At 58.5% G+C, this 20,800-nt stretch carries 21 protein-coding genes and 1 other RNA gene; 16 read left to right on the forward strand and 6 right to left on the reverse strand.

All coding sequences use genetic code 11. The features are described 5' to 3' along the window. Nucleotides 1–36 precede the first annotated feature (36 nt). On the reverse strand, nucleotides 37–1,338 hold the full coding sequence (pepP, locus tag HY308_19575) for a Xaa-Pro aminopeptidase (protein ID MBI3900463.1): 1,302 nt from the start codon (nucleotides 1,336–1,338) through the stop codon (nucleotides 37–39). A gap of 169 nt (nucleotides 1,339–1,507) precedes the next feature. Between pepP and HY308_19580 the strand changes: the two genes are divergently transcribed. Together HY308_19580 and HY308_19585 are read left to right on the forward strand one after the other, a co-directional pair. Further along, entirely contained in the window at nucleotides 1,508–1,960 is a 453-nt protein-coding gene (locus tag HY308_19580) for a PA2779 family protein (protein MBI3900464.1), read from the forward strand. 7 nt (nucleotides 1,961–1,967) lie between these two features. Next, entirely contained in the window at nucleotides 1,968–2,918 is a 951-nt protein-coding gene (locus tag HY308_19585) for a PA2778 family cysteine peptidase (protein MBI3900465.1), read from the forward strand. On the opposite strand, the gene HY308_19590 is transcribed toward HY308_19585, so the two are convergent. Next, on the reverse strand, nucleotides 2,915–3,433 hold the full coding sequence (locus HY308_19590) for a UPF0149 family protein (GenBank protein ID MBI3900466.1): 519 nt from the start codon (nucleotides 3,431–3,433) through the stop codon (nucleotides 2,915–2,917). The genes HY308_19585 and HY308_19590 overlap by 4 nt on opposite strands. A gap of 120 nt (nucleotides 3,434–3,553) precedes the next feature. On the opposite strand from HY308_19590, the gene HY308_19595 reads away from it, so the two are divergent. The 7 genes from HY308_19595 (at nucleotide 3,554) to HY308_19625 (ending at nucleotide 7,132) form a co-directional block, all read left to right on the forward strand. Continuing rightward, nucleotides 3,554–3,760, forward strand: coding sequence for a TIGR02449 family protein (locus HY308_19595; GenBank protein ID MBI3900467.1), 207 nt, complete (start codon nucleotides 3,554–3,556; stop codon nucleotides 3,758–3,760). Further along, the gene (locus tag HY308_19600) at nucleotides 3,760–4,071 is read left to right on the forward strand and encodes a cell division protein ZapA (GenBank protein ID MBI3900468.1); all 312 of its coding nucleotides are present in this window, start codon (nucleotides 3,760–3,762) and stop codon (nucleotides 4,069–4,071) included. Before HY308_19595 ends, HY308_19600 begins: the two co-directional genes overlap by 1 nt. A 16-nt stretch (nucleotides 4,072–4,087) precedes the next feature. Continuing rightward, nucleotides 4,088–4,273: non-coding RNA, 6S RNA (gene ssrS / locus HY308_19605), on the forward strand. Between the two features lie 123 nt (nucleotides 4,274–4,396). Further along, nucleotides 4,397–4,984 carry a 5-formyltetrahydrofolate cyclo-ligase gene (locus HY308_19610; GenBank protein ID MBI3900469.1) on the forward strand — a complete coding sequence of 196 codons (588 nt, stop codon included), beginning with the start codon at nucleotides 4,397–4,399 and terminating at the stop codon, nucleotides 4,982–4,984. A gap of 13 nt (nucleotides 4,985–4,997) precedes the next feature. Further along, nucleotides 4,998–5,780 carry a TIGR00282 family metallophosphoesterase gene (locus HY308_19615; GenBank protein ID MBI3900470.1) on the forward strand — a complete coding sequence of 261 codons (783 nt, stop codon included), beginning with the start codon at nucleotides 4,998–5,000 and terminating at the stop codon, nucleotides 5,778–5,780. Between the two features lie 266 nt (nucleotides 5,781–6,046). Then, nucleotides 6,047–6,508, forward strand: a complete 462-nt coding sequence (locus HY308_19620; protein ID MBI3900471.1) for an EVE domain-containing protein — start codon at nucleotides 6,047–6,049, stop codon at nucleotides 6,506–6,508. Between the two features lie 45 nt (nucleotides 6,509–6,553). Then, on the forward strand, nucleotides 6,554–7,132 hold the full coding sequence (locus tag HY308_19625; protein MBI3900472.1) for a peptidylprolyl isomerase: 579 nt from the start codon (nucleotides 6,554–6,556) through the stop codon (nucleotides 7,130–7,132). Nucleotides 7,133–7,175: 43 nt separating this feature from the next. On the opposite strand, the gene ilvA is transcribed toward HY308_19625, so the two are convergent. Further along, the gene (ilvA, locus tag HY308_19630) at nucleotides 7,176–8,684 is read right to left on the reverse strand and encodes a threonine ammonia-lyase, biosynthetic (GenBank protein MBI3900473.1); all 1,509 of its coding nucleotides are present in this window, start codon (nucleotides 8,682–8,684) and stop codon (nucleotides 7,176–7,178) included. Nucleotides 8,685–8,797: 113 nt separating this feature from the next. Between ilvA and rpiA the strand changes: the two genes are divergently transcribed. Next, entirely contained in the window at nucleotides 8,798–9,454 is a 657-nt protein-coding gene (gene rpiA, locus HY308_19635; protein ID MBI3900474.1) for a ribose-5-phosphate isomerase RpiA, read from the forward strand. Here the strand turns inward: rpiA and HY308_19640 are convergent. Next, nucleotides 9,451–10,404, reverse strand: a complete 954-nt coding sequence (locus HY308_19640; protein ID MBI3900475.1) for a DUF1722 domain-containing protein — start codon at nucleotides 10,402–10,404, stop codon at nucleotides 9,451–9,453. The genes rpiA and HY308_19640 overlap by 4 nt on opposite strands. 69 nt (nucleotides 10,405–10,473) lie before the next feature. Here HY308_19640 and HY308_19645 point away from each other — a divergent pair, with 69 nt between their 5' ends. Together HY308_19645 and HY308_19650 are read left to right on the forward strand one after the other, a co-directional pair. Then, nucleotides 10,474–10,662: a CPXCG motif-containing cysteine-rich protein gene (locus HY308_19645; protein ID MBI3900476.1), complete on the forward strand. Its 189-nt coding sequence runs from the start codon at nucleotides 10,474–10,476 to the stop codon at nucleotides 10,660–10,662. Between the two features lie 58 nt (nucleotides 10,663–10,720). Next, a complete protein-coding gene (locus HY308_19650) occupies nucleotides 10,721–11,704 on the forward strand; it encodes an MBL fold metallo-hydrolase (GenBank protein ID MBI3900477.1) in 984 nt (327 codons plus the stop codon). A gap of 29 nt (nucleotides 11,705–11,733) precedes the next feature. Here the strand turns inward: HY308_19650 and HY308_19655 are convergent, their stop codons facing one another. Beyond that, nucleotides 11,734–14,310, reverse strand: a complete 2,577-nt coding sequence (locus HY308_19655) for an EAL domain-containing protein (protein ID MBI3900478.1) — start codon at nucleotides 14,308–14,310, stop codon at nucleotides 11,734–11,736. A 91-nt stretch (nucleotides 14,311–14,401) separates the two neighbouring features. Continuing rightward, on the reverse strand, nucleotides 14,402–15,220 hold the full coding sequence (locus tag HY308_19660; GenBank protein ID MBI3900479.1) for a kinase/pyrophosphorylase: 819 nt from the start codon (nucleotides 15,218–15,220) through the stop codon (nucleotides 14,402–14,404). Nucleotides 15,221–15,256: 36 nt separating this feature from the next. Between HY308_19660 and ppsA the strand changes: the two genes are divergently transcribed. The 4 genes from ppsA (at nucleotide 15,257) to HY308_19680 (ending at nucleotide 20,763) form a co-directional block, all read left to right on the forward strand. Beyond that, entirely contained in the window at nucleotides 15,257–17,608 is a 2,352-nt protein-coding gene (gene ppsA / locus HY308_19665; protein MBI3900480.1) for a phosphoenolpyruvate synthase, read from the forward strand. A gap of 228 nt (nucleotides 17,609–17,836) precedes the next feature. Further along, nucleotides 17,837–18,688 (forward strand): tetratricopeptide repeat protein, encoded by an 852-nt coding sequence (locus HY308_19670; GenBank protein MBI3900481.1) that lies wholly within the window; start codon nucleotides 17,837–17,839, stop codon nucleotides 18,686–18,688. A gap of 25 nt (nucleotides 18,689–18,713) precedes the next feature. Next, complete coding sequence (locus HY308_19675; protein MBI3900482.1) at nucleotides 18,714–19,022, forward strand: GIY-YIG nuclease family protein; 309 nt, start codon at nucleotides 18,714–18,716, stop codon at nucleotides 19,020–19,022. A 148-nt stretch (nucleotides 19,023–19,170) separates the two neighbouring features. Next, nucleotides 19,171–20,763: a response regulator gene (locus HY308_19680; protein MBI3900483.1), complete on the forward strand. Its 1,593-nt coding sequence runs from the start codon at nucleotides 19,171–19,173 to the stop codon at nucleotides 20,761–20,763. Nucleotides 20,764–20,800 lie beyond the last annotated feature (37 nt).

Here is a 20,800-nt window from a genome sequence, read left to right on the forward strand (position 1 = left end):
TTAGTAAGGAGAAACGGCGCGCGTTAATGATACTTCTTAGCTACGCATCAACGCTTCGATATCGGCGACCGTCTTCGGTACATCGCGCGTCAATACATCGTAACCGTCGCGCGTCACCAGCACGTCGTCCTCGATACGCACGCCGATATTCCAGAAACGCTCGGGCACATCGTCGCCGGCGGAAACGTACAGGCCGGGTTCGACCGTCAACACCATGCCGGACTCGAGCTCGCGCCAGGCATCGGCAATTTTGTAATCGCCGACGTCGTGCACGTCCATACCGAGCCAGTGCCCGGTGCGGTGCATGTAAAAACGTTTGTAATCGCCGCTTTCGAGCAGGCCATCGACGCTGCCCTTCAATAAACCCAGGTCGACCAACCCTTGCACCAATACACGCAACGCCGCGTCGTGCGGATCGTTCCAATGTTTGCCGGGGCGCACTTGCGTGATCGCCGCCGCCTGCGCCGCCAATACGGTTTCGTAAATCGCGCGCTGCTCACCGCTGTAACGGCCGTTCACGGGAAACGTGCGGGTGATGTCAGCCGCATAGCCGTCGTACTCGGCACCGGCGTCGATCAACAACACATCACCATCTTTGAGCTCGGCATTATTCTCGGTGTAGTGCAGGATGCAGCTGTTGGCGCCGCCACCAACAATCGACGGATAAGCGAAGAACTGCGAGCCGCCCTTCTTGAACTCGTACAACAACTCCGCCTCGATCTCATATTCCATCTTGCCGGGCTTGCACGTCTGCATCGCTCGCTTGTGCGCCGCCGTAGAAATTTTCGCAGCACGCTTCATGAGTTTGATCTCTTCCGGCCGCTTGATCAGTCGCATCTCATGCAGGATGTGATCGAGATCGACGAACTCGCCGGGCGCGTGCACACCGTGGCGACTCTTGCCGCGAACCTCGTTGACCCAGGCGGTCAGGCGCGTATCGAAATCGGCATAGCGGCCAATCGAATAAAACACCTTCTCTTTGTTCTCGAGCAATCCCGGCAGGATCTCGTCGATATCCTCGATCGGGAACGCGTCGTCGGCACCGTAAGTCGCGCGCGCGCCTTCGAGACCGGCGCGGCGGCCTTCCCAAATTTCTTTTTCGGGATTGCGCTCGCGACAAAAGAGGATGAATTCGCCATGCGCGCGACCAGGAACCAGCACCGCGACCGCCTCCGGTTCGGGGAAGTGCGTGAGATAGTAGAAATCGCTATCGGCCCGATAGGGGTATTCCACGTCGCGATTGCGGGTTCGCACCGGTGCCGTGGGGATGATAGCGACGCCGCCGCCCATGTGATCCATGAGCTCTTGCCGCCGTTGGCTGTATACCTTGCTGTCCATACTTTAATTATGCCGCAAACTCGAACTCGCTGCTGGTAGATACGCAACACCTACAGCAGACACTCGATGGAGCTATCGGTCGCTCTTGTTATACTCCCCGGTCCCGCGCCAGCGTGCGCGCGATAATCCGGTCACGGATTCGCCGTGAACCACGCAGAGGAAATTAAAGATGAATAAGCCTCGTAGCCATAAGTCCCGCAGCCAGGAGATTCCGTTTATGGACAAATTTCGTCGCCTTTCCGCACCCATCGCCTACATCGTCACTTTCGGTATCCTCGTGCTCGGCATACAGATGCCGGCGCAAGCCGCTATCGTCGGCACCGATGCCGTCGTCAGCAGCGAGCTGCATCAGCAAAACCGTGATCGCCTCCAGCAAATGCTCGGACGCGACGACGTCAAGCAACAGTTACTAGCGGCCGGCGCTGATCCGGCGCAGGTAGTTGAGCGCGTAAACGCGCTAAGCGATGACGAAGTACAAGCATTGACCGCCAAAGTCGATCAGATGCCGGCGGGCGGCGATGGCGTCCTCGGCGTGGTCGTGTTCGTGTTCATCGTGCTGCTAATCACCGACATCCTCGGATTCACCGACATCTTCCCGTTCGTGAAGAAGACCGCTCGCTGATTCTTCGATGTATCGGCCATCAGCCGCCCGCCGATCGGCGGGTGGTTTTTTTATCCTGCTGGTAGCGTTACTCACCGGCTGCGCGACGTTACAGTCGGAGCGATTGGCGCCGGCCGCGTTTCTCGAGCCGGTCGAGCTGACAGCCGTACCGTTTTTCCCACAGACCGAGTACCAGTGCGGCCCCGCGGCGCTAGCAACCGTGCTCACCTGGGCCGGCACGCCGGTCACACCGGAGCAGCTCACGCCGCAAGTTTATCTGCCCGAACGCCGCGGCAGCCTGCAGCTCGAGCTACAAGCTGCCGTTCGGCGTTACGGCAAGATTCCGTACGTGCTCCGCCCCACTTTCGAAACACTACTGACAGAAGTAGCAGCCGGCCATCCGGTCGTCGTGTTTCAAAACCTCGGGCTTTCTTGGTATTCGAAATGGCATTACGCCGTGGTCGTCGGGTTTGACCGCAACCGCAACGCGCTGCTACTGCGCTCCGGCGTCGAACAACGCCATGCGATATCGTTTACCGTGTTCGAACGCACCTGGCGCCGCGGCGATTATTGGGCGATGGCGGTGCTGCCGCCGACGGAATTACCGAAGACGGCGGAAGAAGTACCGTATTTACAATCGGTCGCGACACTCGAACGATTAAAACGCTGGCAAGAAACGCGGGTGGCCTACGAAACCACGCTAACACGCTGGCCCAACAGTCTCGGTGCATGGCTCGGCCTGGGTAACAGTCGTTACGCCTTGCGGGATCTTAGCGGTGCGGAACAAGCTTATCGTGCGGCGGTGACGGCGCACCCGGCTTCGGGCGATGCACTCAATAATTTGGCACAGACGTTGGCCGAGCAAGGCCATTGGCACGACGCTGAAACCATGGCGCGGCGAGCCATTGCCGCGGCCGGACCGCGACTAGACGCTTACGAAGCGACGCTGACGGATATTTTGGCGCGGCGTTTACCCTAACCGCGGCAAGTTTCGTATACCACCTGCACGCCCACCCGCAGGTATTCGATGAGCTCGGCAATTTCTCGCGCTTGCGCCTCGCTTGGGGCTTCGTCTGCCTGTACTTCGCCGATCGCGACCGCATCGCGCATGAACTCACCGGCCTCGTCCGGTAACTCGGTCGGCTCGCGGACACCGGCGGCGGTCAGGCCAAGCACAAAACCCCGCGCCCAGTCGCCGATTGCTTCGACCTGAGCAGTGCCCGCTTCTTCCGGCAACAACGGCTCGAATTCGAAATCGGTTTCGCCCAGTCGCCGCTGCGTGTCCTCTTGCAGTACCACCAATAGCGTCAACAAATACTCGACTTCGCGTGTGGGCGCATCGCTGCTGGTCCCGAAAAATAAATGATTGAGCGGCGGTGTCTGCGGCGCGCAACAGGCGCCGGCAATGATGCCGTGCGCTTCGGCCGCACTCATGGCGACCTCGGCGGTGGCGAGGACATCGGTCAGCGTGTCATAGTCGGGAGCGATTTCCATAAGCGTTCTCTGCGGAAATAAGCAGTTTACCGTGCCGCTGCGCCACCGCCCACGGTTAACCTCAGGTTGACCTTACATAGTGTCGAACATATATTGATAAAAACCTCCGTGATACGTGCCGTGGACAACGACGATCTCAAGCAGCTCGAAAACCGCATCGACCAACTGATCGAGGCGTGCCAACAGCTGAAGAATGAGAATACCGTGTTGCGCTCAGAGCAAGACAACATGCATGCCGAGCACGCGCGCCTGATGGAAAAAACGCGCATCGCCCGCGAACGTATCGAATCGATGATCAATCGCCTCAAAGCCCTGGAACGCGCGTGATGAAAGAAACCGCAGAGGGCGTCTCGGTAAATATTCTCGGCAAAGAATTTATCGTCGCTTGTCCGCCCGAAGAGCGTGAATCGTTGTTAGCAGCGGCCGCTTATCTCGATCGCAAACTGCGCGAGATTCAAACGAATGGCAAAGTACTCGGCACCGAGCGCGCCGCCATCATCGCTGCACTCAACATTAGCCACGAACTTCTTGAGCAACGTCGACACGGTGACATTTCTGAAAGCGTCACGCAGCGACTTCGCTTCTTGCAAAGTAAGATTGATGCAGCGTTGCATTGGGATGCAGCGCTGCATCAATAGGTATATAGTTAATGCGCGCCCCCTGCGGTGTTTGTGTTGTTCCGGCATCCCTTCGAACCTAGCGTAAAGCTACGGGAGCCGAATAGTGGATGTTGTTGTGCAAGTCCGCCCTGGTAGCGGAAAGCCTGAAACATCCCTTAGGCTCCCACTTGAACCTCCCGGTTCAAGGTACTTGGGACAATACGGCACCTGCGGAGGGCGTCTTACTTTCACGCTCAATAAATAATTCTGAAAATTTCCGCCATGGAATTTTTTCTGCCGGCGATATTTCTAACCATACGATCGCCGTTCGTGCCAACAATAACTCCATGAGTGCTTCGCTTCCTTGAAAGCTGAACTACGTCGCAACATGCGCGCGCAGCGGCGCGCGCTTTCACCGGCCGAACAAAAGTCGGCCGCACGCCACTTAGCCGGGCATGTAGCGGCGGCGCGTTGGTTTCGCGTCAGCCGGCGTGTCGCCTGTTATCTGCCGAACGATGGCGAGATCGATCCGAGCGTCGTGATCGAACGCATCTGGCAGATGCGCAAGCAGGCGTTCCTACCCGTGCTTGGGCGCGGTGCCCGCCATCAGCTTTGGTTCGCCGAGCTCAAACCCAACATGAAAATGACGACCAATGTCTTCGGCATCCTCGAACCGAAGGTAATACCACACCACCTGATACGCGCGCCGGAACTGGATTTGGTGCTGATCCCATTGGTCGCGTTCGACGATCATTGCAATCGACTTGGCATGGGCAAAGGATTTTACGATCACACGCTCGAATTTCTACGGAATCGGCACTACTACCGCAAACCTCATCTGATCGGCCTAGCGCACGATTTTCAGCGGCTGCCGCGTCTAGCGTGCGATCCATGGGACGTTCCGCTCAACGGTATCGTCACCGACCGCGCCATCTACACGGCACCGCTCTAATCGGCGGCGCTGCATGAACCTGCTTTTTATCGGCGACGTCATGGGCGCACCCGGTTACCGCGCACTCGCCGCGCATTTACCGAGTCTGCGCCAACAACTCACGCTCGACCTTATTGTCGCCAACGGTGAAAACATCGCCGGCGGCAACGGCATCACCGGCGACACCGCGCGCGACTTGTTCGCGCTCGGTATCGACGTCATTACCAACGGCAATCATGCGTGGGACAAGAAAGAAGCGCTCGACTACATCGTGCGCGAGCCGCGCCTGCTGCGTCCGCACAATTTTCCGCCGACCACACCCGGCAGCGGTTGGTATGTCACCGACACGCGTGCCGGTCGCGTCGGCGTGCTGAATGTAATGGGCACATTATTCATGCAGCCGACGCTTGCATGCCCGTTCCATGCCGTCGATGAAGCGTTGGCGCGTAAGCCGGATGACGTCAAAATCGTGTTAGTCGACATTCACGCCGAAACCACCAGCGAAAAAACAGCGATGGGCTGGTATCTCGACGGCCGCGTCAGCGCCGTCGTCGGCACGCATACGCACATACCGACGGCCGACGAGCGCGTCTTGCCGCGCGGCACCGCCTATATCACCGACGTCGGCATGGCCGGCTGTTATGACTCGGTCATCGGTCTCGACATCGCTAAGGCGCTCAAACGATTGATGTACAAATTGCCGGAACGCTTCGACTTGGCCGAAGGCAAGGGTCGGCTCTGCGGTGTGGTTATCGATATCGACGAGCCTACTGGCAAGAGCCGGTCGATTCGTCGGTTAGCGCTGGACGAACCTTAGGCGTGGTGTCCTAAAAAAACCCACCGAACTATATCTCCCTCCCCCTCAGGGGGAGGGCTGGGGTGGGGGTGGGTTTACCGAGGCTTGATGACACTGACGAACCTTAGCGACACCCACCCCCACCTCTTGTTTCCACCCGGGGTGCACGAAAACCATGTGCACCCGTTCGGCGGCGCAGATGCACGTCAAGTGCATCTGCGAAAACCCCGCCTCACCCCCCTGAGGGGGAGGAGGAGTTGGTGCGCTAACGCGAGCTTTATGAATATATGCAATATTGGCTAATGAAATCCGAGCCCGACGTCTTCTCGATCGACGATCTCAAAACTCGCCCCAAAAAAACCGAGCATTGGGACGGCGTGCGTAACTTCCAGGCGCGCAACTTCATGCGCGATATGAAGCAAGGCGACCTGGCGTTCTTCTATCATTCCAGCTGTCCGGAACCGGGTGTTGCCGGCATCATCGAAATTGCCGAAGCCGCCTATCCCGATTTCACCGCCTGGGATCCGAAAAGCGCTTATTGCGATCCGAAAAGCCGGCCGGATAAACCGCTCTGGTATATGGTCGACGTACGCTACCAGCGCAGGCTAAAACAACTCGTACCGCTCGCGGAGTTGCGGCAGAATCCCGCCCTGAAAAACATGCGACTGCTCGCGCGCGGTAATCGGTTGTCGATCTTGCCGGTGACCGCCGCCGAGTGGAAAGCAATTCTCAAAATGGAAAATGGATAACTACGAGCCGACGGCTCAATCATGTAAGTAAGGAGAAATAACGACATGCGGAAGCTTTTCGCCCTACCCCTGTTCGTCACCCTCTTGATCGCGCCATTGATCAGCATTGCCGCCGATGTGTCGCCGAAAGTACGCATAACAACCAGCGCCGGCGTCATCGAGATCGAACTCGACGCGAAAAAGGCACCGGTCAGCACAGCGAATTTCCTCAGGTACGTCGACAAGGGTTTTTACAACGGCACGATATTTCATCGGATCATTCCCGGTTTCATGGTCCAGGGTGGCGGCTTCTTGCCTGGGCTGAAACAGAAACCGACCGACTCGCCGATCAAAAATGAGGCCGACAACGGTCTCAAAAATCTCGCTGGCACTATCGCCATGGCCCGCACGATGGACCCTGACTCCGCCAGTGCACAATTTTTTATTAATACGATCGATAACAACTTCCTCGACCATCGCGCCAAAAACCCTCAAGGCTGGGGCTATGCAGTGTTCGGCAAAGTAACGAAGGGAATGGACGTGGTAAAGAAGATCGAGTCGGCACCGGCCGGAACGACCGGGCCGTTTGAAAATGTCCCGCGTGAGGACATTGTCATCAAAAAAGCCGAACGGATGAAAGGCTAACCCATCACCGTCCTCTTTCCTGCAAGAAAGAGGACGGCGCCGCTTAGCTCAGAAACAACTTGTATGCCGGATTGCCGGTCTCCTCGGCGTACTCGTAGCCCAAGTTGTCGAGAAATCCCTGGAACTTCTTCTTGTCGGCCGGCGGCACTTGCATACCGATCAATACGCGACCGAAGTCGGCGCCATGATTACGGTAATGGAACAAGCTGATGTTCCAGGCGCCGCCCATCTTGTTCAGGAAATTCATCAATGCGCCCGGGCGCTCCGGGAATTCGAAGCGATACAGAATTTCGTGCACCGCATTGGGCGCGCGACCGCCGACCAGGTGGCGGATGTGGAGCTTCGCCATTTCGTTGTCGGTCATGTCGAGCGTCGGATAGCTCTTAGCGCGCAATATCTTTATCAGCGGCGTTACTTCACCGGCATGCACCTGGATACCGACGAAGATGTGCGCATTTTTTGGATCGGCATAGCGGTAGTTGAACTCGGTGATGTTGTGATCGCCGATGATGGCGCAAAACTGACGGAACGCGCCCGGGCGCTCGGGGATCGTCACCGCTAGGATCGCCTCGCGGCGTTCGCCGATTTCGGCGCGCTCGGCAACGTGCCGCAAACGGTCGAAGTTGACATTGGCGCCGGAAGCGATGGCGATCATGTGCTTGTCTTTCAACTTTTCGCGTTCGACATAACGCTTCAAGCCGGCAAAGCCAAGAGCGCCGGCCGGTTCCAATATCGAGCGGCGGTCTTCGAAAATATCTTTGATCGCGGCGCAGATTTCGTCGTTCGATACGACGATCATCTCGTCGACGAACTTCTTGCAAAGCTTGAACGTCTCCTCGCCGACCTTCCGTACGGCAACACCGTCGGCGAAGATGCCGACATGATCGAGCAGTACGCGTTTGCCGGCTTTGAGCGAGCGATCCATGGCGTCGGCATCTTCCGGCTCGACGCCGATGATTTTTACTTCCGGACGCAGTTGCTTGATGTAAGCAGCGATACCGGAAATCAATCCGCCGCCGCCGACCGGCACGAACACGGCGTGCAATTCCTTGGAGTGCTGCTTCAGGATCTCGAAACCGATAGTGCCCTGACCGGCGATGACCTCGGGATCGTCGTACGGGTGAATGTAAGTCAGCTTTTTCGATGCGCGCAACTTCTGGGCATGCTCGCTGGCGGCGTCGTAATTATCGCCGTGCAACACTACCTCGCCGCCTAAGTTGCGGACGGCATCGACCTTAATTTGCGGTGTCGTGCGCGGCATGACGATAATCGCCTTGGCGCCGAGCTTCTTCGCGCCCAACGCAACACCTTGCGCGTGGTTGCCGGCGGAAGCGCAAATCACGCCGCGCTTGAGCTCGGCCGGCGTCAGACCGGCCATTTTGTTGTAAGCGCCGCGGCATTTGAATGAAAACACCGGTTGTTCGTCCTCGCGCTTGATCCACACGTGGTTTTGCAAACGGCGCGATAATATCGGCGCGTAGTCGAGCGGCGTTTCATTGGCGACTTCGTAAACGCGCGCCGTCAAAATTTTCTTTATGTATTGCTGGGACACAGGGACCGCCGTTGGAAATCCGTAATTAAGGTCGGGCTTAATCTATCAGAAGTTCATTCTTTATAAATACACAGCAGCTCGCTATTCTCGCGACCGGTACTCGGAGAGCAATCATGAGCGCAGACGACAAAAAGAAAGCAGCCGCAACGGCCGCGTTGGACTATCTCGAAGATGGCATGGTCATCGGTGTCGGCACCGGTTCTACGGCCAACCACTTCATCGACCAACTGGCAAAATCGAAGGTCAAACTCGCCGGCGCCGTGGCGAGCTCCAACGCCACCGCTACCCGCCTGAAAAAGGCCGGTATTGCCGTGCTCGACCTGAACAACACCGGTGATTTGCCGCTGTACATCGATGGCGCCGATGAAGCGAACGAACACCTGTATCTGATCAAGGGTGGCGGTGGCGCGCTGACCCGCGAGAAGATCGTGGCAGCGGCCAGCAAGAAATTCATTTGTATCGCCGATGATTCCAAGATGGTCGCGGTACTCGGTAACTTCCCATTGCCGATCGAGGTGATTCCGATGGCGCGCTCTTATGTAGCACGGCAATTGGTTAAGCTCGGTGGCGAACCGGTATTGCGGCCGGACTTCACCACCGACAACGGCAACCTCATCATCGACGTCCACAACTTGAAGATCATCAATCCGGTCGAGTTGGAGAGCGAGATCGATCACATCGCCGGCGTCGTCAGCAACGGCCTATTCGCGCGCCGTGCCGCTGACGTGCTGCTGTTGGGCAACAACACCGGTGTCCGCAAATTCGACTAACGCCGACGGAATCGCAATGCCAGCTCGCGCGCGTCGGGGTACAGATACACCTGGCTGGCGATCCATGGGTCGGGATAACGCCGTAGTCGTTTTACCGTCGTTAACCAAGACAACTCACCGGCGCGATAGCGCACGATCGATCGACGGACTTCATTGCGTTCGCGCAGGTTGAGCCGCGGCTCGAGCCGCGTCAGTACGTACTGCAAGGCGCGCGCGTGACCGGCGATGGTCACCGGCCGTGCCAACGCCTGCATGAATCTGCGCCCATACGCTGTTGCCGTACTTTTTTTACTGTCAGACAACAAGCGACCGAGTGCCGCATCATGCGATGCACCATGCGCGACAAGAGTAAGAATATGGGCGTTATGAAAATTCATGAGGCGAGCGCGTGTAATGCTGCCCGCGTGAAGCGTACGCCAACGCGCGTAAGCAAAAACGCGTTCCCAAAAATTATCGCGTAGCAACGGATCGGCGAGCCGGCCGTCCTCTTCTACCGGCAATAACGGTCGCGCTGTCATCAACGCCGAGGCAAAAATGCCACGGCCGGCACGCACCATACTGCGCGCACGTTGCACCTTCACCCGTTCCATACCACAACTCGGTGACCGGCTTTTCAAGAGATAGCCGCTAATGTCGTCCAATCGATGTGCGGTCTGGCGACCGTAAGCCGCAAGCGACTGCGTCACATCAAGTGACGGGTCGACAACACCGACCGCACGCGGCGCCGCCGGATCGCCGACCAACTGGATCGGCGGCCGTGGCACACCGAGGCCAATGGCCATTTCCGGGCAGATCGGCACCAGCTCGACCAGACGTGCCAGCGTACGGGTAATATACGCGTCGCGCTTGTGGCCACCGTCGTAGCGCACCGGTTCACCCAACAAGCAACTGCTGACACCGATGCGGATCGGCGTGTCATCTGGCGGCAATACGGCGGTTGCGCGGCTCATGCGGGCGCATTGTACCAGTGGGTGAGATGAGGCAAGATCGCCACCGGTTGGACCACATTCGCAAACGCCATGATTGTTCTGCGCACCGTGCAATGCCCGTACTGCGGCGAATCGTTCGAAACCAACGTCGACCCCAGCGGCGGTAATCAGGAATATATCGAAGACTGCTACGTCTGTTGCCGACCGATCGTGTTTCAGGTCGAGGCCGACGACGATGGCGCCGTGCTCGCGGTGGAGACGCGCCGCGACGAAGATTGACGACACGATAATCGATCACTCCCTCTGCGACGACCCTATCAGCGGATAAAACCTAACAATGAATTTTCTTCGCGCTACCGCTTTCTTGTGGGCGCTGCTCTCGGTCGCTCAGTCGGCGAATGCCAGCAGCCATATTACCGACGTCGATGAATGCAACACCCAGGGCCTTAAGGTGCAGACACTCGGTTCCGGTGGCGGCGACTTCGCTGACCATCGCGCCGCCAGTGGTTATCTCCTCTGGATCGACGGCAAGGCGCGCGTATTGATCGACACCGGCAGCGGCACCGCCATGCGCTTTGCCGAAAGCGGCGCACATGCCACCGATCTCGATGTCATCCTGTTCACGCATCTACATGTCAATCACACGGCTGACTTGCCGATGCTAATCAACACCGCTATGAACGAGGCCCGCGAGCGCCCACTCACGCTCTACGGACCCACCGGTAATCGCTCTGCTCCTTCGACCGTCGCCTTCGTGCGCGCGTTACTCGACGGCACGCGCGGTGCCTATCGTCATCTCGGCGGTGTCTTGAGCCCGCTGTCTAACGATGACTTCAAACTCGAAGTGCACGATGTGCGCGAGCACCCATCATCGGCAATGGGTACTCGCAACCGTCGCGACAACGGCGATCCCGTGTTACCGGTCCATTCCGGTAAAACTTTCCAAGCAGCAGCGACTACCGTGATTAACGGCGCCTACCCCGCCCTCGCCTGGCGTATCACCGTCGGTAACCACCAGATCGTCTTCAGCGGCGACAGTAACGGCGAAGGCGGCAACCTTGAGCGGTTAGCGCGGAACGCCGATTTACTCATCGCTCATCTTGCCGTCCGTGAAGACGCCTCGGCCGCTGATCGTGCGCGACGAATGTTGCCGTCTACGATCGGTCGCATTGCCGCGCAGGCTGGCGTTAAACGGTTGGTGCTCTCGCGCCGAACGCGGCAAACGTTGGGGAGCGAAGAAGCGACACTGGCGGCGGTTCGTACGCGTTATGTGGGGCCAGTGGGTTTTGCGGAGGATTTGGGGTGTTTTGCGGTTTACTAGGTTGAATCGCCCCTTTGGGGCGATTCAATCTAACGAGCCAGCACCGAAGAAACCACCCGCGGCCCAATGTCCGCCCGCGGTGAGGCGATGTAATAACCTTGCGCAAAGTCGACGCCGACGGTTTGCAGCATGCCGAGGATATCGCGACTCTCGACGAATTCGGCGACGGTACGCTTGCCGAACGAATGGGCGATGTCGTTGATCGAGCCGACGATGGCGCGATCGATGGGGTCGCTATGCATGCCTTGCACGAACTGGCCGTCGATCTTGATGAAATCCACCGGCAAGTGTTTCAAGTGATAGAACGAGCTAAAGCCGCTGCCGAAATCATCGAGCGCGAAACGGCAGCCGATGTCGCGTAGCTCGTTAATCAGACGCTTGGCGGCTTCGATATTGGCAATGGCGCTGGTCTCGGTGATTTCGAAGATGAGGTAGCGCGAATCGATCGGATGTCGATCGAGCAATTGCTTCAGCAACGGCACCAGTTGCGCGGCGTCCATCGTCTGACCGGACAAATTAATGGTGAACGTCGCCGCGCGACCGCGCGCATGTAATGCAGTCAGCTGGCGGACGGCATTCGTTAGAATCCAGGCGTCGATTTGCGGCATCAGACCGAAGCGTTCGGCAGTCGGTAAAAATGCGCCGGGTGAAATCAACGCGCCGCCGTGGTCCAGCAGGCGCACCAGCACCTCGTAATGGCCGGCGGCGCGTAGGGCGACCGCTTCAAGCTGATCCCACAAACGCCCCTGCTCCACCGGCATTGCGCCGGCACCTACCGCGTCCACCGCCACAATCGGTTGGTACATCAACTGAAAGCGATCGCTCTTCAACGCGTCTTGCAAGCGCGCTGACCAGCCGAGTTCGAGACCCATCGAACCCCGCTCGTCGTCGCACGAACGATAGACATGCGTCTGATTGCGGCCGCGACTCTTGGCGATGTGGCAGGCAATGTCGGCGTTGGCCAAGACTTCACCCGGCGACAACGCGTTACGGTCGATCAGCGCGACGCCGATGCTGCCGTTGACGTTGTAGCTTTTGGAATTGTAAACAAAACTAAATTCTTCCAGGATCTCGCGAAAACCGTCGGCCGCAGTACGCACGCTTTCTTCGCTGACGTTGCGCAGAATGATCGCGAACTCGTCACCACCGAGACGCGCCAAGGTGTCGGAGTCGCGCAGACGCGATTTCAAGCGCGCGCTGATTTCACAAAGCAAACGATCGCCGGCGGCGTGGCCGGCGGTATCGTTGATGTATTTGAAACGATCGAGATCGATATACAGTAACGCCGTGAGCTCGCGGCTGCGCTTCAAGCGCGACACTTCGGCCTCGAGTGCGCGTTCGAAAAAGTTGCGGTTGTAGAGATGCGTCAACGTGTCGTGATTCGCTTGCCACACGAGCTCGCGCTCGAGCTGCTTGCGTTCCGACACGTCGCGGAATGCAACCACCGATCCTTCCAGCCGACCTTCGACCCGCAGCGGATAGACCGTGCATTCGACCGGCACAGCATCGCCCGCGCGATTCCAAAATACAGTTTCCCACTCGCGCAACTCATCGCCGGAGACATAGGCCTGCTGCAAGAAACAGGTATCGGCCGGATTTGCGCGGCCATCTTCTGTCGCATAGTGGAACAACTTGTGCGCTAAGCGGCCAATGATGCTGTTTATGTCACTCAAGCCTAAGATCGCGCTGGCCGCGGGATTGATGAAGGTAACCTGACCGGCGCGGTTGACGCCGTATACACCGTCGCCGACCGAAGCGAGGATGCCGGCCAAGCGCTGGCGTTCGGCATCGATCGACTTCTTGGCGCGAATCGCTCGGCTCATGGCGGCGAGCCGCGTCAGGAACAACTCGTCCGACTCGACTTTGAACATGCATTCAATCGCACCGGCGTCGAGCGAATCGCGGATCACTTGATCGAGATAACTGCCGGTGAGGATGGCGGTGGTGATGCCGACGGTGCGCGGGTCGTGGCGCAACTGTCGGCATAGCACGTCGCCGTTGCCGCCGGGCATGTGATAATCGACGATGGCAATATCGAACGACCGCGCGAGCGCGAGCTCCATCGCGTCGGTAATGTTGGTTGCCACTTCAACCATATAGCCATGCCGTACGAGCAACCGCTGGTAGGCCGTGCGCACGGTGCGGGCATCGTCAACGAACAGCACGCGGATATCGTCGACTGCGTCACTGACGGCAACCGGCGATGGATTCGGTGTCAGCAGCCGCTCCAGCGTCGTCAGGCAGCCGCTGTAATCGTCCCACAGCAACATCGCCGAGCCCGGTCGGCGCGCGACCCAATCGAAGGTCTCGGTGGTCGCAGCGTGGGTCAGCAGAATAACGGCGGTGGCTAAATGTTGCGGCTGGCGCAGGGCCGCCAGCAGCTCGTCCGAGGCAGTCGTAAGCTGCGACGGGTAACCAATTAATGCGGCTATCGGTGGTGCGCCGCTCTTGGGTTCTTTCAGTTCGGCAAGGCCAGCTTCGTAAGAAGTCACCACGAAAAATGGATACTTCGCCTCATTCCCGAGTCGCTGCAAGGCGTGACGCAGCGTGGCGGATGGCTCCACCACCAGCACCCAGCCGGTTGCGTTCGTACTGACCCCCTTCACCTATCCCCCTTGGCAGGCGATACTCCCTACTTCAAGAGCATTTTGCATGCCATTCCCCCTCCCTCCCCCCGGGGAAACTAGGCGACCGCCATCAGGAAAGGCGCCATTGCAGCTTCATGTGGTGCAGAATAGTTGTGGCGATTTCCTCGACAGACATCGTAGTTGTCGACAAATAGGGGATATTTTCGGCTCTAAACAGGGCTTCCGCCTGCGCCACCTCGTATTGGCATTGGCGTAACGAGGAGTACACGCCCTCGGCTTTACGCTCGCGGCGGATCTGTTGCAGCCGCTCGGCATCGATCGTTAAGCCATACAACTGCCGTCGATGCGGCACGAGCGAGGTTGGTAGGCGTTGGTCTTCGAGGTCTTCCGGGGTCAGCGGGTAATTAGCGGCGTACACCCCGAAAGTCAGTGCTAAATAGAGGCAAGACGGGGTTTTACCCGAGCGCGATACACCGACGATGATGACGTCGGCGTTTCTATAATCCTGCGTGTGCAGGCCGTCGTCTGTGGTAAGTGCGTAGTTCACCGCGTCCATGCGCAAGTTATATTTCGACTGGTCGACCGCTTCGCGCGCGCGGCCGATGGTATGTGACGATTTCTGGCCGAGGGCAGCCTCGAGCGGAGATATAAAGGTATCGACCAGATCGAACAGGATGCAATCTGGCGCCGTCACCGCCCGCCGCATCTCGTCGTCGATCATGGTGCTGAACACGATCGGCAGTACGCCGGTCTCGACCGCGGCGCGATGAATTTCGTCGCAAACGACTTGCGCCTTGTCGAGCGAATCGATGAAACGATGGGTATATTTTTTAAATTTGATGCCGTTGAACTGCGCGAGCAGACTCAACCCGAGCGTTTCGGCCGCAATGCCTGTACGGTCAGAGACGAAAAAGACGGCGCGTTCCATAAGTCGGTAATTATGTCAGGCGGAGGTAAATAAGTAATGCGTGAATGGGTCGTAGATTTTGCAACATTGGGCATGGGCGATGTAGCGCGCGTCGGCGGCAAAAACGCCTCGCTCGGCGAAATGATCCACCATCTAACGTCGCTCGGCGTACGCGTACCCGGCGGCTTCGCCACGACCGCCGACGCGTTCCGCGCCTTTATCGATCAGAACCGGCTAACCCAGCGCATCAGCGAACGCTTGAAAACGCTCAACGTCGACGACCTGCCGGCATTGACTGCCGCCGGCCGCGAGATCCGCGATTGGGTGTTGGCGGCGACACTGCCGAAACAATTGGAACAAGCGCTCGCCGACGGTTATCGGCAAATGGGCGACAACGCTTCGGTGGCCGTGCGCTCCTCGGCAACTGCTGAAGATTTGCCGGAAGCGTCGTTTGCCGGCCAACAAGAAACCTACCTCAACGTCAAAGGCCTGCCGAACGTGCTGTTGGCCGTCAAACAAGTGTTCGCGTCGTTGTTCAACGACCGGGCGATTTCTTATCGCGTGCACCAAGGCTTCGAGCACGACTTGGTGGCGCTGTCCGCCGGCATTCAACGCATGTGCCGCAGCGACCTCGGCGCCAGCGGCGTGATGTTCACGCTCGACACCGAGTCCGGCTTCCGCGACGTCGTATTCGTCACCGCTTCTTATGGTCTCGGCGAAACGGTCGTTCAAGGCGCGGTGAATCCCGATGAATTTTACGTTCACAAACCGACGCTGGCGGCGGCGCGCCACGCCATCCTGAAACGCACGCGCGGCAGCAAAGCCATCAAAATGATTTATGGCGCCGCCGGCGGCAAAGCCGTGGAAACGGTGCCGGTACCGGTCAATGAGCAACGGCAATTCTGCTTAACCGATGGCGAAGTCGAAGACTTGGCGCGGCAAGCGCTCATTATCGAGAAGCACTACCGCCGGCCGATGGACATCGAATGGGGCAAGGACGGCACTGACGGCAAGTTGTACATCCTGCAAGCGCGTCCGGAGACAGTGAAGAGCCGCGCCGGCAACGATATGCTGCAGCGCTTCCATATGAAGCAACGCGGCGAAATCTTGGCCACCGGCCGCTCGATCGGCGCCCGCATCGGCGCCGGCCGGGCGCGCGTCATCGAGCACACCTCCGAGCTCGACAAGGTGCAGCCCGGCGACGTACTGATCACCGACATGACCGATCCCGATTGGGAACCGGTGATGAAACGGGCCGCCGCCATCGTTACCAATCGCGGCGGTCGCACCTGCCACGCAGCGATCATCGCCCGTGAGCTCGGCATTCCGGCAATCGTCGGCTGCGGCGATGCCACCGACAAAATTCCGGACGGCAAACCGGTGACGGTCTCGTGCGCCGAAGGCGAAACCGGCTTCATCTACAACGGCAAGCTCGACTTCGAAATACGCGAAGTCAGTCTGGAAAAAATGCCGCCGATTCCGGTGAAGATCATGATGAACGTCGGCAACCCGGAACGCGCGTTCGACTTTCAGTGGCTACCGAACGCCGGCATCGGCCTCGCTCGACTCGAGTTCATTATCAATCGCATGATCGGCATTCATCCGAAGGCGTTGCTGCAACTCGCCGATCAACCGGCCGACGTCAAACGTAAAATCGACGAACGCATCGCCGGCTATGGCGACCCGGTGCGCTTCTACGTGGAAAAGTTGGCCGAGGGTATCGCGACACTGGCGGCAGCATTCCATCCGAAGCCGGTGATCGTGCGTCTGTCCGACTTCAAGTCGAACGAATATGCCAACATGATCGGCGGCGAGCGCTACGAGCCGAAGGAAGAAAATCCGATGCTCGGCTTTCGCGGCGCCGCGCGTTACGTTGCCAACACCTTCCGCGACTGCTTCGATCTCGAATGCCGAGCGCTGCGCAAAGTGCGCGACGACATGGGCCTGACCAACGTCGAGATCATGGTGCCGTTCGTGCGCACCGTACCGCAGGCGCGCGAAGTGGTCGAAATATTGGCGGAAAATGGCTTAAAACGTGGGGTCAACGGCCTGCGTCTCATCATGATGTGCGAGCTGCCGTCGAATGCATTATTGGCCGAGCAATTCCTGGAACACTTCGACGGCTTCTCGATCGGCTCGAACGATTTAACGCAATTGACGCTTGGCCTCGACCGCGATTCCGGTTTGATCGCATCGCTGTTCGATGAACGCGATCCCGCGGTGAAAGCATTACTGCACATGGCTATCCAAGCATGTCGCAAGGCCGGCAAATACGTCGGCATCTGCGGCCAAGGACCGTCGGATCATCCAGACTTGGCGCAGTGGCTGGTACAGGAAGGGATCAGCAGCGTGTCGCTCAACCCGGATACCGTGGTCAAGACTTGGTTGTATATCGCCGGTCAACGGTAACCCAACGTCGGGTGCACGCTGTGTACCGTGTGCACCCGACTACGCGACATTCACCGCCTTTCTACATTCCATCGCATTGCAAAAAAATCCTTTCATAGAATTTTCGAGCATTACTCCGACGAACGTAAGTAACTAGTCTCATTAATGGTTTAATCGATAGTGACGTTTTACGTCACTATCGATCAACAGTGACAGTTGCGCGAAGCGGCTTTGCTATAGTTAGTTTTAATGATGACGCAGCCACACTCCTCGATCGAACGCCTCAAGGCGGTGTTGCAACGACCAGAGGAAGACATGAACCTGGCCGAGGCAGCGCTGCTCGTTGCGAGCGACGAGTATCCCAACCTCGATATCGACACCTACCTGCAACGGCTCGATGAGCTGGCGGCGACCATACGTGCGCGCCTGCCGGAACCGGCCGGCTTCGAGGAAACGCTGGTGGCGCTCAACGATTTCCTATTCGAAGAGCAAGGCTTCACCGGCAATACCGACGATTACTACGACCCACGCAACAGCTTCTTGAACGAGGTGCTCGACCGTAAGCTCGGCATCCCGATCACCCTGTCGATCCTTTATATAGAAATCGGCAGCCGCCTCGGGCTGACCCTCGAAGGCGTCTCGTTCCCTGGGCATTTCTTAGTCAAATCGGCCACCACCGAAGGCGATATCGTGCTCGATCCGTTTTCCGGCGGAATGGCGTTGAGCGAAGAAGACCTTCTCGAGCGCCTGCGCCAACGCTTCGGCGATGCCAATGCGCCGCAAGCACCGCTGGCACCGCTGCTGCAAACCGCCGGCAAGAAAGAAATTCTGCTGCGCATGTTGCGTAACCTGAAGGCGATCTACCTGCACAACGAAGACCACACCAAAGGCTTGATGGTAATCGACCGCATACTGCTGATCCGGCCGGATTTGGCGGAAGAGCTGCTTGAGCGCGGCCAGTTGTACGAGAAGCTCGAATGCTTCCGGCCGGCGCTCGATGACCTGCGGCGTTACTTGATATTGAACCCGACGACGCCTGATGCCGGCGACCTGCGGCTGCGCATTATCGATCTCGAACGCATGGCATCGCGTATTAACTGACTTTTACTTCAATAAGGAAACCACCATGTCGGAAAAAACCCCGGCGACGACTGCGGGTAACGACAGCGCCTGGCTCCTCTACATTCTTGAGTGCAGCGATGGCTCGTTGTATACCGGTATCACCAACGATATTGAACGGCGTGTGCGTGAGCACAACGAAGGCACCGGTGCGCGCTACACACGCAGTCGACGACCGGTGAAATTGCGTTATCAAGAGCCGTGCGAAAGCCGCTCGGCGGCACTGATCCGCGAATGCGCTATACGTTTAATGTCGCCGAAAGAAAAGCGCGCGCTGATTGCCCGCTACGTACAAGCAAACACCGGCAGCACCTGAGTCGCGCGGATAAATCCCGCGCGTAGAGTGTTAGTTATTGCTGCTGTCTCATCCTCGCAGCACGCGCGGAATATTGATAGAGTGCCCTCCGTTGTGCGCGGCAACCGTCGGCGCCGACAAAACGGAACGCGACGTTGCGAACTACGCAATGAGTGACCGCCTCATAGAAGTGAATACACCAGACTCCACGCTGAGCACGTCCCCGCCCGCCCGCGACACCAAACAGTCGCTGTCGGTCGATGAAACGCGTGCACACACCGGTGCCGCCGATTTGCGCTCAATCATGGAAGCTATGCCGGCCGCCGTCATCATTGCCGACGATGTCGATTGCCGGCAGCTACGCGCTAACGCCGCCGGCGAAGAATTACTGCAAGCATTAGCGCAGACCGTCGCCGGCGATGAACACGATTTCCTGCCGAGCGAATTACTGCACTTGCAGCGCGCCGCCGCTGGCGACGAAATTCGCAATTGGGAAATCCAAGTGAAGATGGGTGAACAGATTCGCTACTTCCTTGGTAATACCTTACCGCAGCGCAGCGAGCGTGGTGCAACCTGCGGCGCCGTTGCTGCGCTCGTCGATATCACCGACCGTATCCGTGCTGAACACGCGCTCAAAGAAGCCGACCGTCGCAAAGACAAACTCCTCAGCATCGTCGCCCATGAGTTGCGCAATCCAATTACGCCGATCAAGACCGCGCTCGACATCATTCAGCACAGCCTCAACGATCTCGGCCGACGCGAGTGGGCGCTGCAAGTCATCGACCGGCAACTGTTGCAGCTGACGCGCATCGTCGACGACCTGCTAGAGCTGAGCCGCATCGTTAACGGCAAGATCGCGTTGAAGCGCGAGATGACGAGCCTGCGCACTGTTGTGTCGCAAGCGATCGAAACCGTACGGCCGCTGATCAGCGCCAACCGCCACGGCTTGCGTGTCGACTTGCCGTTAACCGAAGTTCGACTGTACGTCGATCCGGTGCGACTGGGACGTGCCATCGCCAACTTGCTGGCGAACGCTGCCAAATTCACCGCGCCCGGCGGCACCCTCGCCGTGGTTGGCCTGTTCAAGGAAGATACCGTCGAGATTCGCGTCGAAGACAACGGCCAGGGCATCGATCAGGAAGTGTTGCCACGCGTGTTCGACCTATTCGCCCACAGCGGCAGCGAGATGGCCGACAATCAGGGCGGGCTCGGTATCGGCCTTGCGATCGTCCGCCGCATCGTCGATCTGCACGGCGGCACTATCAGCGCCCATAGCGACGGTCGCGATCGCGGTAGCAAGTTCTTTATCCGCTTGCCGGTCGCTACTGCCGAACCGACCCAGCAGAAGAACCAACCCGACAGAGCTTGGCACGCGCCGCTGGAAGCACGGCGCGTACTCATCGTCGACGACAACCGCGATCTCACCGATAGCATGGCTGAGTTATTGCGCTTGAGCGGCCATGAAGTCGGCCGGCACTACGAAGGTGACGGCGTGATCGAAAAGGCGTTGGCGTTCAAGGCGAACGTACTGCTCATCGACTTAGGCCTACCCGGCAAGACCGGTTTCGAAATCGCCCGGCTCGTGCGCCAGCACCCAGATCTGAAAAAAGTGCCCCTCATCGCCATCAGCGGCTACGGCCAACCGGAAGACATCGAACGCAGCCGTAATGCCGGCTTCGATTCGCATCTGTTGAAACCGGTCGATGCTCAACTGCTGATCCAGTTAATCGGTGCTACTACGCCCGTCGTCGGCGCGCGCTAGCGCACCAGCTACATTAGGCACATATATAGCGAGGTAT

This window comes from Gammaproteobacteria bacterium (assembly GCA_016199745.1).
In the GTDB taxonomy this organism is placed as follows: domain Bacteria; phylum Pseudomonadota; class Gammaproteobacteria; order Acidiferrobacterales; family Sulfurifustaceae; genus JACQFZ01.